The organism is Campylobacter sp. P0109 (genome assembly GCF_002138755.1).
Classification (GTDB): domain Bacteria; phylum Campylobacterota; class Campylobacteria; order Campylobacterales; family Campylobacteraceae; genus Campylobacter; species Campylobacter devanensis.
Genome location: NZ_MJKK01000013.1, coordinates 1 through 13,955, shown reverse-complemented (window position 1 = coordinate 13,955; position 13,955 = coordinate 1). Strand labels below are relative to the sequence as shown.

General features: G+C 35.3%; 15 protein-coding genes and 1 pseudogene. 11 read left to right on the top strand and 5 right to left on the bottom strand.

The genetic code is table 11. The features are described 5' to 3' along the window. Nucleotides 1-310 (top strand): annotated as a pseudogene (locus CIGNP109_RS08145) (acetyl-CoA carboxylase biotin carboxylase subunit); the annotation flags it as partial. Between the two features lie 211 nt (nucleotides 311-521). On the opposite strand, the gene CIGNP109_RS08800 reads toward CIGNP109_RS08145, so the two are convergent. The 3 genes from CIGNP109_RS08800 to nadD all read right to left on the bottom strand — a co-directional run bounded on the left by CIGNP109_RS08800 (nucleotide 522) and on the right by nadD (nucleotide 1,775). Then, on the bottom strand, nucleotides 522-644 hold the full coding sequence (locus tag CIGNP109_RS08800; RefSeq protein WP_272887917.1) for a hypothetical protein: 123 nt from the start codon (nucleotides 642-644) through the stop codon (nucleotides 522-524). A gap of 266 nt (nucleotides 645-910) precedes the next feature. Continuing rightward, nucleotides 911-1,237 (bottom strand): ribosome silencing factor, encoded by a 327-nt coding sequence (gene rsfS, locus CIGNP109_RS08140; RefSeq protein WP_086227197.1) that lies wholly within the window; start codon nucleotides 1,235-1,237, stop codon nucleotides 911-913. Beyond that, the gene (gene nadD / locus CIGNP109_RS08135; RefSeq protein WP_086227196.1) at nucleotides 1,227-1,775 is read right to left on the bottom strand and encodes a nicotinate (nicotinamide) nucleotide adenylyltransferase; all 549 of its coding nucleotides are present in this window, start codon (nucleotides 1,773-1,775) and stop codon (nucleotides 1,227-1,229) included. Before nadD ends, rsfS begins: the two co-directional genes overlap by 11 nt. A 56-nt stretch (nucleotides 1,776-1,831) precedes the next feature. Between nadD and gap the strand changes: the two genes are divergently transcribed. From gap to CIGNP109_RS08095, 8 genes are all read left to right on the top strand, one after another. Continuing rightward, a complete protein-coding gene (gap, locus tag CIGNP109_RS08130; RefSeq protein ID WP_086228890.1) occupies nucleotides 1,832-2,827 on the top strand; it encodes a type I glyceraldehyde-3-phosphate dehydrogenase in 996 nt (331 codons plus the stop codon). 1 nt (nucleotide 2,828) lies between these two features. After that, entirely contained in the window at nucleotides 2,829-4,037 is a 1,209-nt protein-coding gene (locus tag CIGNP109_RS08125; protein WP_086228889.1) for a phosphoglycerate kinase, read from the top strand. Then, complete coding sequence (locus tag CIGNP109_RS08120; protein WP_086228888.1) at nucleotides 4,034-4,711, top strand: triose-phosphate isomerase; 678 nt, start codon at nucleotides 4,034-4,036, stop codon at nucleotides 4,709-4,711. The genes CIGNP109_RS08125 and CIGNP109_RS08120 overlap by 4 nt, the downstream gene beginning before the upstream one ends. Before the next feature lie 2 nt (nucleotides 4,712-4,713). Next, nucleotides 4,714-5,532 (top strand): enoyl-ACP reductase FabI, encoded by an 819-nt coding sequence (gene fabI / locus CIGNP109_RS08115; protein WP_086225684.1) that lies wholly within the window; start codon nucleotides 4,714-4,716, stop codon nucleotides 5,530-5,532. Between the two features lie 271 nt (nucleotides 5,533-5,803). Then, nucleotides 5,804-6,994 (top strand): NifS family cysteine desulfurase, encoded by a 1,191-nt coding sequence (locus CIGNP109_RS08110; protein WP_086225685.1) that lies wholly within the window; start codon nucleotides 5,804-5,806, stop codon nucleotides 6,992-6,994. A 13-nt stretch (nucleotides 6,995-7,007) separates the two neighbouring features. After that, entirely contained in the window at nucleotides 7,008-8,003 is a 996-nt protein-coding gene (locus tag CIGNP109_RS08105; RefSeq protein ID WP_086228887.1) for an iron-sulfur cluster assembly scaffold protein, read from the top strand. Next, a complete protein-coding gene (locus CIGNP109_RS08100) occupies nucleotides 8,000-8,383 on the top strand; it encodes a hypothetical protein (protein ID WP_086228886.1) in 384 nt (127 codons plus the stop codon). Before CIGNP109_RS08105 ends, CIGNP109_RS08100 begins: the two co-directional genes overlap by 4 nt. Before the next feature lie 105 nt (nucleotides 8,384-8,488). After that, on the top strand, nucleotides 8,489-9,052 hold the full coding sequence (locus tag CIGNP109_RS08095) for a hemerythrin family protein (RefSeq protein WP_086227192.1): 564 nt from the start codon (nucleotides 8,489-8,491) through the stop codon (nucleotides 9,050-9,052). Between the two features lie 237 nt (nucleotides 9,053-9,289). Here CIGNP109_RS08095 and CIGNP109_RS08090 read toward each other — a convergent pair whose 3' ends face one another. Then, nucleotides 9,290-10,594: a Na+/H+ antiporter family protein gene (locus CIGNP109_RS08090; RefSeq protein ID WP_086228885.1), complete on the bottom strand. Its 1,305-nt coding sequence runs from the start codon at nucleotides 10,592-10,594 to the stop codon at nucleotides 9,290-9,292. Nucleotides 10,595-10,748: 154 nt separating this feature from the next. Between CIGNP109_RS08090 and thrS the strand changes: the two genes are divergently transcribed. Further along, the gene (gene thrS / locus CIGNP109_RS08085) at nucleotides 10,749-12,563 is read left to right on the top strand and encodes a threonine--tRNA ligase (RefSeq protein ID WP_086225691.1); all 1,815 of its coding nucleotides are present in this window, start codon (nucleotides 10,749-10,751) and stop codon (nucleotides 12,561-12,563) included. Beyond that, nucleotides 12,560-13,075 (top strand): translation initiation factor IF-3, encoded by a 516-nt coding sequence (gene infC, locus CIGNP109_RS08080; protein ID WP_086225692.1) that lies wholly within the window; start codon nucleotides 12,560-12,562, stop codon nucleotides 13,073-13,075. Before thrS ends, infC begins: the two co-directional genes overlap by 4 nt. 244 nt (nucleotides 13,076-13,319) lie before the next feature. Here infC and CIGNP109_RS08075 read toward each other — a convergent pair. After that, the coding region (locus CIGNP109_RS08075) for a flagellin (protein WP_272887916.1) at nucleotides 13,320-13,955 on the bottom strand (636 nt) is incomplete at its 5' end.

Genomic DNA, 13,955 nt, shown 5'->3' with positions numbered 1-13,955 from the left:
CGAAGACCCAAAAAGCTTCACTCCAAATCCAGGTAAAATCACAAAATATGTCGCCCCAGGCGGTAGAAATGTCAGAATGGATAGCCATGTTTATGAGGGTTATAGCGTTCCGCCGTATTATGATAGCATGATAGGCAAATTAATCGTCCATGATATAGATAGAAATAGAGCTATTGCTAAGATGAAAGTAGCACTTGATGAGCTAATCATACAAGGGATTAAAACAACTAAAGATTTCCATATAAATATGATGAATAATGATGATTTTATCAATAATTTATATGATACAAACTATTTGGCAAAGCATTAATTTAATTTTAATTCCAAGCTAAATTAATTTACAATAAATTTAATGGTGTCTAATTTATAAATTAGACACCTATTTTAAGCTGAGTTGATTTGTGGTATAATTTGCAACTGAGCCAAATTTAACCTATTTTATGGGTATTTGGCTATGGTTTAAAGGTATTAATTTGTCCATTTTAAAAAAAATGCTAAAAATAGCGAATTTGTGGAAAAATTTAGTTATAATACAAACGCAAATTAAACGCATTTTTATAAATTATAGAATTTTCATTTGTAATAGCGATAAACACGCCATTATTTGCAGCACCCATATCTACATTTATAGACAATTCATACATAAACAACTCCAACTATATAAATGATTTTGATTTTAATGAAATTTGGCTTACAATGGTTTAAAATATAAAATAAGTTTAGAAAATTAAGAAAAAATTGATAACTAAATATCTGTAATACTAACTAGCTTATCTATGTGCGATATTAAATTTATTAAGACTCAAAATTGCTACTAGCTTTTGATCTGCTAGTAGCTACAATAATTAAAGCGATTAGATTTTAATAAAATAATCTCTTTAATAATATCTCAAATATACTTGGTTAAAACCTAATTTCCTTTAACGCTTAACTCTTTTAAGAACTCTTCTATATTATATTTAGCTCTATAAGTTTCGCTCATTAAATGTATCATTATATCGCCAAGATCAATTACAGTCCAATCATCGCTACTTTCTACACCTAAAAAATTCTCACCGGCTGGTTTTAACTCTGTTTTTAAATCATCAAGCAAAGCAAAGCCATGACGAGCAGCCAAAGTGGTAGCTACAATTACAAATTTACTTAAATAATCCCTTCCTTGCATATCTATAACTTCGATATTTTCAGCCTTTTTTTCATCTAAAAGCTTAACAATTTTATCTATTCTATTTTGCATTTTTATCCTTATAAAATTTCTCAACACTATCTAAAATAGCAGTTGGAATATGCTTAAAATTTAACTCAGATTTAATCTTTGAAGATGAGATTTTAACATTTATATCTAGTTTTTGCAAATTTTCATCTATTTTAATACCATCTCTACACGCTACAACAAAGCTTACTAATGCTTTTAACTCATCATATCTATGCCATTTATGCAAGCTATTCAGCTGATCAGCACCGATTATTAGATAAATTTTCTTAGGATTAAACTCACGCTTAAAATATCTCACACTCTCTATTGTAGCCACAGGTCGATTTTGCGAAATTTCATAATCACTTATTATAATTTTTTCATCCAGATTAGACCAAAGCTCATTACACCACTGAAGTCTCAAAAGCGGTGGCGCACCAAATTCGCTCTTAAAAGGGCTTAAAAATGTTGGAATAATAATAAGTTTATTAATATTTAAGCTCTTTAAGGCCTCTTTTACGATCATATCATGACCCAAATGTGGCGGGTCAAAACTTCCACCAAAAATAGCTATATTCAATTTTTTTTAACCTTTTTTTTAGTAAAATAGCCAAATTATACCCAAAAAGGATGAAAATGGCACTTAAAATAGCAATTAATGGTTTTGGAAGAATCGGCAGATGTGCTGCTAGGATTATACTCAATAACCCAGCAGAGTATGAATTAAGCATTATAAACGATACTGCTGAACGCAAAATGACTAGATACCTTCTCAAATATGACACCGTTCATGGTGAATTCGATCAAGATGTAGAGGTTTTAAATGATGATTATATCGCCGTTAATGGCAAAAAAATCAGAGTTTATAGCACAAGAGATATAAATGATTTAGACCTAAGGGGAATCGATGTAGTATTGGAATGTACCGGCAAATTCCTTACAAAAGAGCAATGCCAAACCTACATCGCCAAAGGTGCTAAAAAGGTTATAATGAGCGCCCCAGCTAAGGATGATACTCCAACATTTGTTTTAGGTGTAAATTCAGATAAATACGAAGGCCAAACAATCATCTCCAACGCAAGCTGTACTACCAACTGCTTAGGTCCTGTAACTAGAGTATTAGAAGATCTTTATGGTATAAAAAAGGGCCTTATGACCACCATCCACGCCTATACAAACGGCCAAAGCCTAGTAGATGTCAAATGCCGTGATTTTAGGCGTTCTAGAGCAGCCGCTGCTAATATGATCCCTACTAGCACAGGTGCTGCCAAAGCTATGAAATTAGTAATGCCTAGCCTAGATGGCAAACTACACGGACAAAGCATTAGAGTTCCAGTCCCAAATGTATCAATTGTAGATTTGACTGCTGTACTTGAAAAAAGCGTAACAAAAGATGAGCTAAATAACGCATTTGTAGAAGCTAGCAAAGGTAGCTTAAAGGGCATTATGGCTGTGGATTTTGATGAGAGAGTGAGTAGCGATTTTATCACCTCAAACTACTCAAGCATAGTAGCAGCTGATCTAACTCAAGTAATTTGCGGTGATATGATTAAGGTAATGGCGTGGTATGATAATGAGTGGGGCTATAGCAATCGCTTAGTTGAAATGGCTAAATTTATAAGCGAGAAGTGATATGAGTGAGATTATTTCTATAAAAGATATTGAATTTAAAAGTGGTAGCAAGGTTCTTGTAAGGTGTGATTTTAACACACCTATGGATGAATTTAATAATATTACAGATGATAGAAGAATCCGCTCAGTTATCCCAACTATAAGATATATTTTAGATCAAGGTTGCTCTGTTATCTTAGCTAGCCACTTAGGTCGCCCAAAAAATGGCTACGAAGACAAATACTCACTTCTACCAGTAGCCAAAAGACTTGGTAGATTAATGGATAGAGAGATTAAATTTGCTCACGATGTAGTCGGCCACGATGCTAAAGAAAAGGTTCAAAAGCTACAATCTGGCGAGATTTTGTTATTAGAAAATTTACGCTTTGAAAAAGGCGAGACAAAAGATGATATAAACTTGGCTAAAACTCTTAGCGAATTTGCCAATTACTATGTCAATGACGCTTTTGGCGTATGCCATAGAGCTCACTCTAGCGTCCATGCTATAACCCAATGCTACGATAGCGAGCATAAGGCCGCTGGATTTTTGCTAATTAAAGAGATTGAATTTGGTCAAAATCTAATCCGCCACCCTAGTCGCCCATTTGTCGCAGTAACAGGCGGATCAAAAGTGAGTGGCAAACTCCAAGCCCTAACCAATCTCTTGCCACGCATTGATAAATTAATCATCGGTGGCGGTATGGCATTTACATTTTTAAAAGCTCTTGGTGAAAATATCGGAAATTCCCTTTTGGAAGAGGAGTTAGTAGAAGAAGCATCAAACATTCTTAAAAAAGGCCGTGAGCTAGGCGTGAAAATTTATCTGCCTGTTGATGTCGTAGCGGCTCAAAGTTTTAGCAATGATAGTGCGATCAAGTATGTCCCTGTTCAAGAGATCCCAAATGGCTGGATGGGGCTAGATATCGGCCCAGCTAGTGTGAAGCTATTTAAAGAGGCGATTGCCGATGCTCAAACCATCTGGTGGAATGGCCCTATGGGGGTTTTTGAGAGGGATAAATTTAGCAAAGGTAGCATAAAAATGAGCCACGCTATTGGCGAGAGCTTTGCTACTACTGTGGTCGGTGGTGGCGATACTGCTGATGTAGTTGAGAGAGCTGGGGATACTGATGAGATGACCTTTATCTCTACTGGTGGTGGTGCTAGCTTGGAGCTTATAGAGGGCAAGGAGCTGCCTGGGGTTAGAGTGCTTTTAAGAGAAGATGATATATGATTTACGCTGCGAATTTAAAATGCAACCACACCAAAAAAAGCTATGCAGATTATGCTAAAAAGCTTAGTAATGGACTTAGTCAAAATAGTAATAGCGTGATTGTATTTCCTCCATTTACTGCTTTGAGTGAAGATAAATTTAACTTCACTCAAGGGGCGCAAAACTTCTATCCAGCACAAAATGGCTCATATACTGGTGAGATTGGTAGTCAAATGCTAGAAGAATTTGAGATTACTACTGTAATGATCGGCCATAGCGAAAGACGCGCTCTAGGTGAAGATGAGCCATTTTTAAAAGCCAAATTTGATTATGCTGTGAGCAAGGGCTGGGATATTATCTACTGTATTGGCGAAGATGATATAACTCATATGAATGGAAGCACCAAAGAATTTCTAAGCGATCAATTAGCAAATATTGATTTAAACTATGAAAATCTAGTAATCGCCTATGAGCCAATCTGGGCGATTGGCACTGGAAATAGTGCTAAAGTTGAATTTATAACTGAAATTTTGGATTTTATATCTAGCAAATGCTCAGCTCCACTTCTATATGGCGGTAGCGTAAATATAACAAATATAGATGAGATAAAAGCGATAAAATCATGCAATGGAGTTCTTGTCGGTACTGCTAGTTGGGATGCTGATAAATTTTTAGAAATTATCAAAAAGGGTTAATAATGATACTAGAAGGTAAAAAAGGTTTAATAGTCGGTGTAGCAAATAAAATGAGCATAGCCTATGGAATTGCTCAAGCTTGTAAAGCTCAAGGTGCCCAGCTTGCTTTTACATTTTTAAATGATGCAATTAAAAAAAGAGTAGAACCAATCGCAGCTGAACTTGATAGTTCGCTAATTTATGAACTAGATGTAAATAATCAAGAACACCTTGATACTCTAGCAGATAAAATTGCTAAAGATTTTGGCGAGATTGACTTTGTAGTTCATGCTGTAGCTTTTGCTCCTAAAGAGGCATTAGAGGGTGAGTTTATCAACACTACAAAAGAGGCATTTGATATTGCTATGGGTACTAGCGTCTATTCTCTTATCTCTCTTACTCGTGCAGTGCTTCCGGTGCTAAAAAGTGGTGGTTCTATCTTGACTCTTAGCTACCTTGGTGGGGCTAAATTTGTCCCACATTATAATGTAATGGGCGTAGCTAAAGCAGCTCTTGAAAGTAGCGTAAGATATCTTGCTCATGACCTTGGAGCTAAAAATATTAGAGTAAATGCTATCTCAGCAGGGCCGATTAAAACCTTAGCAGCAAGTGGAATTGGCGATTTTAAGATGATTTTACACTGGAATGAGTGTAACGCCCCATTAAAAAGAAATGTCAGCATAGAAGATGTAGGTAAAAGCGGTATGTACCTACTAAGCGACCTTGCAAGTGGCGTAACTGGAGAAGTCCATTATGTCGATGCTGGATATAATATCATGGGTATGGGTGATGTTTTAAGTGATGCTTTTGGCAATACAGTCTTAGCCTGGGATGCAAAGTAGGCTAAATTTATCATTTCAGTTTAACTAATATACTTACTTTAAAATACTATTTCGTCATTGCATTTGTAATGACGAAAATCTCCAAATTTAAATTAAAAATCCAATTTAAAAACTTCAAAAATATACTAAAATACTTAAAAAATTTATATCTAAATTCAAATTTATAGAATATTTACTTAATTTTTATGCAAAATTTATGTAAAATAGTATATTATTTTACAGTAAAAAGATAAAGTTTATCCTAATTATTTTAGGAAGAGGAAGGATAGTTTTGAAAGTTTATTTAGACAACAACGCAACAACAATGATTGACCCTGAGGCTTTAGAGTTGATGCTTCCATTCCTTGGTGAGAAATTTGGCAATCCAAATTCACTTCACAGCTACGGAAGCCAAACACATCCAGCACTTCGCAAGGCGCTAGATCAGCTCTATACTGGTATAAATGCAGCTGATAATGATGATATAGTAATAACTGGATGTGCCACTGAGAGCAATAACTGGGTATTAAAAGGTATATATTTTGATAAAATATTAAAAGGCGATAAAAAGCGTATAGTTACAACTACAGTAGAACATCCAGCTATCGGCGCTACCTGTGCATTTTTAGAATCTCTTGGTGTAGAGATTACTAAAGTAGATGTAAATAATCAAGGGGTTATCACTGCTGACGATCTACGCAATGTGATGAGTGATGATGTTGCACTTGTAAGTGTAATGTGGGCAAACAACGAAACTGGTATGATCTTTCCAATCAAAGAACTATCTAGCGTAGCACATGAATTTGGCGCACTTTTTCACACCGATGCAGTTCAAGCAATAGGCAAAATTCCCGTAGATGTACAAGATGCGAATGTTGATTTTTTAAGCTTTTCAGGACATAAATTCCATGCACCAAAAGGAGTAGGCGCTCTATATATCAAAAACTCAATGCCTCTTACTAGCCTTCTTCATGGTGGCGAACATATGGGCGGACGCAGAAGTGGCACATTAAATGTTGCTGGTATAGTAGCAATGGGTCAAGCATTAGAAAATGCAAATAAATTCCTAGCCTTTGAACAAAGCCATGTAGGAAGATTAAGAAATAAGCTAGAAGATGCACTATTATCACTACCAGATGTTACAGTAGTAGGTGATAGAGCCAATCGTGTGCCAAATACAATCCTAGCAAGTATTAAAGGCGTAGAGGGTGAAGCAATGCTATGGGATCTAAACCAAGCCGGTATAGCAGCAAGTACTGGCTCAGCCTGTGCAAGTGAGGATCTAGAAAGCAACCCTATAATGGAAGCCATCGGTGCTGATAGCGAACTAGCACATACAGCACTTAGACTATCACTCTCTCGCTTTAATACTGAAGAAGAGATAGATTATACAATAGAAAAAATTAAACATGCCGTACATAGACTAAGAAGCATATCAAGTAGCTACGCATACGCCCCAAAATGGCATAAATCAGGACTATAAAGGAAATAATAATATGGCAAAAGGTAATTTAATAAGCGGAAATATATGGGAAGAGTACTCTCAAAAAGTTCAAAATGCAATGAACGCACCAAAAAATATGGGTGAAATTACAGAAGAAGATGCTAAAGCTCTAGGCTGTAAGCTAATAATTGCGGATCATGGCGCTGAGAGCTGTGGTGATGCAGTTAGACTATATTGGGCTGTTGATGAAGCTACTGATATTATTAAAGATGCTAAATTTAAAAGCTTTGGTTGTGGTACAGCAATTGCAAGTAGCGATTATATGGCAGAACTATGCAAAGGCAAAACAGTAGATCAAGCAGTTAAAATCACAAATATAGATGTAGAAAAAGCTATGCGTGATGATCCAGATATTCCAGCAGTTCCACCGCAAAAGATGCACTGCTCAGTAATGGCATATGATGTTATCAAAGCTGCGGCTGCTAGCTATAAAGGCGTTGATCCAGACCACTTTGAAGATGAGATTATAGTATGTGAGTGCGCTAGAGTTAGCCTTGGTACAGTAAAAGAGGTGATAAGATTAAATAATCTTACAACAGTAGAAGAAATTACTCAATACACAAAAGCTGGAGCATTTTGTAAATCTTGCATTAAGCCTGGCGGACATGAAAAAAGAGAGTACTACCTAGTAGATATTTTAGCTGAAGTAAGATCTGAAATGGAAGCTGAAAGAATGAAAGCTATAGCTGATGCTAAAATAAGCGGAAGTGGCGTAGATAGCGATCTAAGCTTTGAGGAGCTAACAGTAGTAAAACAACTAAAAGCAGTAGAGGCTATTATCGATGAGCATGTAAGACCAATGCTAGAGATGGATGGTGGAAATATGGAAATATTAGATATCAAATCTGAAGAAAGCAGAATAGATATATATATTAGATACCTAGGTGCGTGTAGCGGTTGTGCTAGTGGTGCTACTGGAACACTATATGCGATTGAAAATATCTTGCAAGAGAGTCTAAGTCCAAATATTAGAGTAATCCCTGTATGATAAATGCTAAATTTAAAGCTGGCAAATACTATATTGGTGATTTAGCTAAAATTTTAGATTATGCAAATTTGACGAACCTTAAGTATGGCTTTGGATCTTTAGATGAGTTTGTATATGGAAATTTTAAGTTAGAGTGTGATGAGATAGCCGATAGTGATGGATTTATATATAGCGTCGATAGTGCAAATTTTGGTATAATCGACGCTAAAATAATTGACGATGAGTTGCTAAGTAGTAGGATTTTAACTCTAAGACATGGATTTATAGCTAATAAATTTAGCAGCCACCCACTTGCTAGGATTGTCGACTTTAAAGATGAATTTAAAGTTAGCATTTGTGATAATGAGATAAAATTTGGTAATATTATACTAAATTTATAAAAATTTATTGGTAAGTTTTGCTTTTTTAAAATCAATTTTCAGCTAAAATTATTATAAAATTTAATATAATAGAGAAATTTATATTTTTTCATAGAGAGTTTTGAAATGGTACCTAGCTGGGACGATAAATATAGCATTGGCAATTCAGATATAGACTTACAACATCAAAAGCTATTTGATCTAGCCAAAAAATCCTTTATTTACGCTAATAAAAATGTATCTCGTGAAGAGATTCGCGGTATCGTGGCTGAGTTTTTTGAATATATGAAAGAACACTTCAAAGACGAACAGGAATATATGGAGCTAATTGGCTATCCGTACTTGCACGAACACACTATGATTCATAAAGACATAATCGCTAGTATGGCGGGTCTAATCAAAACTGCTAAAAATGTAAATGATTTAAAAGAAAATCTTTTATTAATTGCTGAAAAGTGGCTAGTAGAGCATATTTTAAAAGAGGATGCCAAAATAGAAAAATGGCGTCAAGCAAACCTAGAACACGCAGAAAATGAGCTAATCGAAGAACAACCAAAACAATATAAATATACCTGCGGTTGTCCTAATAAAATCCATCTTGTTCCACCTTATATTCATGAGAAAATTGTCGAGGGTAAGAAATTCTCTTGTATGACTTGCAAGGTAGTTATTAAAATCAAGCTTTCATAAGGTAGCATAGTTAAATTATTTATTACCTTATGCTAGTATCTTTTAATTTAAATTTTATCAGCATTTTATTATTATTGCTTAAGTTTTAACCATATTTTTATACATTTATCAGTTGCCAATAATCTCTTACAGCTAACACTTAATACAAGAGATTATTTTGCTACTGTTAAATATCTATACTTTTATTTTCTGCTTAGCATAGTTGCGTCACATACTACTTACTTTATCTTAAATAGCTTACAAAAACATCGCAAATACTACTCCGCAAATTAATAGCGGAATGTTAAAAAATACAAATGTCGGCACACAAGTATCATATATATGATTATGCTGACCATCAGCATTTAGTCCAGATGTTGGCCCAAGAGTGCTATCACTAGCAGGACTCCCAGCATCTCCTAATGCCGCAGCAATACCTATAAGCAATATAGTAGCAGCATGGCTAAATTCTAGCGAGATACAAAATGGAACATAAAACGCCGCAATAATAGGGATCGTCCCAAAGCTCGTTCCAATTCCCATAGTAACAATAAGTCCAATAGCTAGCATAATAATCGCTCCACCAAGCTTACCGCCACTAATTGCAGTGGCAAATTCAACCAGCTCACCAATCCCGCCAGTCTCTCTAATAACAGATGCAAACCCAGCTGCAACAAGCATAATAAACGCAATAAATGCCATCATACTTAGGCCATCTTCCATTACTTTGTCAATCTTTTTATATTCGATCCCACCAAAAGCTACCATAAAAATAAGCCCCATCAATCCACCAAGCGGCAAAGAACCGCTCCATAATTGCACGCCAAAGGCAATCACAACACCAATAAGTAAAACCCACTCTTTCTTGCTCATTTTAATATCAAGCTTGCTATCATAAAGCTCTTTAGCTTCCATAGGGCTTTGCTCATAACTGCGTGGCTTACGATAGTAGATAATCGCCAAAAATAGCCCAATAAGCATCGCTACTCCACCAAGCCACATAACAGAGCTAATATCAGATAGATTAGTCTCTAGTCCATTTTGGCTTATCTCCTTGGCTAAGATATTATGAAAAATTAGCCCAAATCCAACCGAAGCACTCACATATGGAGCCTTCAGCCCAAAAGTCAAAGCACACGCTACGGCTCGCCTATCAATTTGCATTTTATTCATAAGTGCTAAAAGTGGCGGAATAAGAATAGGAATAAATGCGATATGCACCGGAATTAAATTTTGTGAAAAGCATGCTACAAATGCAATTGTAAGCACAAACCAAAATGTTTTTTTGCTAATTAATTGGCTTACATAGTGAATTAAAATTGCAGTTAGATTACTCATAGCAATAGCAGCGGCTAACGCACCAAGAAGAATATAGCTAAGAGCAGTCTCAAGATTGCCTTGCATACCTTTGATTAAAATGTTAATTGTAGTAATAATATCAATATTTGCGCTTACTCCAGCTATCAATGCAGAGATAAGAATAGCTAATAAGATATTAAATCTTAAAAGACACAGCGTACACATTACAATCACGCCAATAACTACAGGATTTAAAAGAAGCATTGTCTACCTTTTATTTTGATTAAATTTGGAATTATATATATTTTTGGCTTAAATTGCTAAGCTGTATTAGCTTAAATTTTATTAAAATTCAGTTTAAGTTAAAATACAATTAGATAAAATCTAACATTTTGTTATTTTTGAAAAAAGAGAGTCGATGAGCGAGATTATTGGATATAATGTAGATGGAGAGATAGTAGATACTCAAAGCTACACCGGCGGTGGTAGCGAGATTAAATTTGACAACTCTAAAGAGGCGCTAGAGATTATACGCCACTCATGTGCGCACTTAATGGCTGCAGCGATTAAGGAGCTTTATCCTAATGTTAAATTTTTTGTTGGACCTGCTATTGAGGATGGATTTTACTACGATATGCGTGTAAGCAAAAGCGATGGTAGCAAACTAGGCGAAGATGATTTAGCTATAATTGAGAAAAAAATGAAAGAGTTAGCCTTAGCTAAAACTCCAATTGTAAAAATAAACTCAACTAAATCAGAAGTAGCTGCAAAATACGCCGATGATGACCTAAAACAAGAGGTATTAAAAAGAATTCCAGATGGTGCTGTAAGCCTGTATTCTCAAGGTGGTTTTGAAGATATTTGTCGTGGGCCACATATTCCAAATACAATTTTTGCTAGATTTTTTAAACTTACTAGAATAGCTGGGGCATATCTTGGCGGTGATGAAAATCGTGAGATGCTAACTAGAATTTATGGTACAGCTTACGCTGATAAAGAAAGTCTAAATGAGCATATTAGAATTATCGAAGAGGCTAAAAAACGTGACCATCGTAAACTTGGCACAGAGATGAAATTCTTCACCTTTGATGAGAGCGTTGGTGTTGGACTCCCTATTTGGCTACCAAATGGATCAAGGCTTAGAAGCCGCTTAGAGCATAAACTATATCGCACTCATAGACTTCGTGGATATGAGCCAGTGCGTGGACCAGAGATTTTAAAAAGCGATGCTTGGAAGACAAGTGGCCACTATGCTAATTATAAAGAAAATATGTACTTTACAGTAATTGATGATCAAGAGTATGGCATTAAACCAATGAATTGCGTAGGCCATATTAAAGTTTATCAAAGCGAGATTAGAAGCTATAGAGATCTTCCGCTTAAATTTTTTGAGTATGGCGTAGTGCATAGACACGAAAAGAGCGGAGTACTACATGGGTTATTTAGAGTGCGTGAATTTACTCAAGATGATGCACATCTATTTTGTATGCCAAGCCAGATTAAAGAAAATGTTTATGAGATTTTAAGTTTTGTTGATACTCTTATGAATGCATTTGGATTTAGCTATGAGATGGAGATTTCTACCAAACCAGCTAAGGCTGTTGGCGATGATGAGGTATGGGATATAGCTACAAAAGCCTTAAAAGATGCTTTAGATGAAAAGGGATTAAAATATGGTATTGATGAAGGTGGCGGTGCGTTTTATGGGCCAAAAATAGATATTAAAATTACAGATGCCCTTAAAAGAAAATGGCAGTGTGGCACTATTCAAGTAGATTTTAACCTTCCAGCAAGATTTAATCTAGAATATATTGATGAAAACAATGAACGCAAACAGCCAGTTATGCTTCATCGTGCAATTCTAGGAAGCTTTGAGAGATTTATTGGGATTTTACTTGAACATACTGCTGGTGAATTGCCATTTTGGATTGCGCCAACTCAAGTTGTGATCATACCAATTGGTGAAGCTCATCAAGAGTATGCTAAAGAGATCTATGCAAAATTACTTGATATGAATATAGATAGTGAAATCTTTAGCAAAAATGAAACACTAAATAAAAAGATTAGAAATGCAGAAAAACAAAGAGTACCTATGATAATAGTACTTGGCGATAATGAAGTGGCAAATAGAGGTGTAGCACTGCGTGATCGTAGAGCTAGAGAACAAAAGGATATAAGTCTAGATGATTTTTATAGCTTAGTCCAAACCAAATTAAACGAGGTGAATATTTGAGCAAAGATAAAGAGGTTTATCTAAACGATGAAATTCGTGCAAGCGAGGTTAGATGTGTAGGAGATGATGGCACTGCGTATGGTGTTATCAGTAGAGATGAAGCGTTAGATATCGCTAATAAAATGGGATTGGATCTAGTTTTGATAGCAGCCGATGCTAAACCACCAGTATGTAAGATAATGGATTATGGTAAATTCCGTTATCAACAAGAGAAAAAGCAAAAAGAGGCTAAGAAAAAGCAAAAAGTAATAGAGATAAAAGAGATTAAGCTTTCCGCCAAAATTGCACAAAATGATATAAACTATAAGATAAAACACGCTCAAGAGTTTTTATCTGAGGGCAAGTATGTTAAATTTAGAGTATTTTTAAAGGGGCGTGAGATGTCTACCCCAGAACTTGGCGTAAATATGCTTGAAAAGATTTGGGAGATGGTTCAAGAATATGCAGATAGAGATAAAGCTCCAGTTCTTGAGGGTCGTTATGTAAATATGCTTGTAACGCCTAAAAAATAACGCTACAAGCATATTAATTAGGTAGGTGAATTTCATAGATGTCCACCTACCAAACTGATAAATTATAAAATAAATCCAAAATAACTTCTAATAATTAGATTGATTACTATACTATTTAATCTAGATAAAATCCTAAAATAATATTTGAAATTAATAATATAAAAAGCTTGATATATTGTATATAAACCCTCGCAATGGCTAAGCATTGCGAGTAAATTTAAGATATTAAAGATTTAAATTTAAGCTACTGTAGTAGTCTTAATATATTTTGTTGTACAGCATTTGCCTGACTCATAGCGTAGCTTCCACTTTGGGCTAGTATGTTAAATTTAGAGAAGTTTGCGCTCTCACTAGCAAAGTCTACATCTCTTATTTGAGATTCAGCTGATTTTACATTTACTTGGGTAACTGTAATATTATTTATAGTAGCTACTAATTGGTTTTGTACTGAACCTAGGTCGGCTCTTAACTTATCTAGAGTTTTTCTAGCTGCTTCAGCTACATCAACCATAGCCTGGGCACCACCATAAGTATTTACGCCACCAGCTTGAGCAGCTGTACCATACACTGCCGAGAAACCGCCATTGAAAAATCCCATTGCTTTAGCTGTTTCAAAGCTAATTGTACCTGAATTCATATATTTTAAATTTACTGAAGCTTGAGCATAACCAGTTGATGCATTAGCAGCGGTTATCATAGCGTCACCAGCAGTAAAACCAGATACTAAGGATATACCACCTAAACCAACTTTAATATCTCTAGCATCTTGGCGAATAAATGTGATTTGACCCAAATAAACCGTACCAGCCGAATGCGCATCTCCAGCTAATGAAGCACCCGTTTTAGCACCAAATACAGTAGTAGCACCAGTAGATGTTGA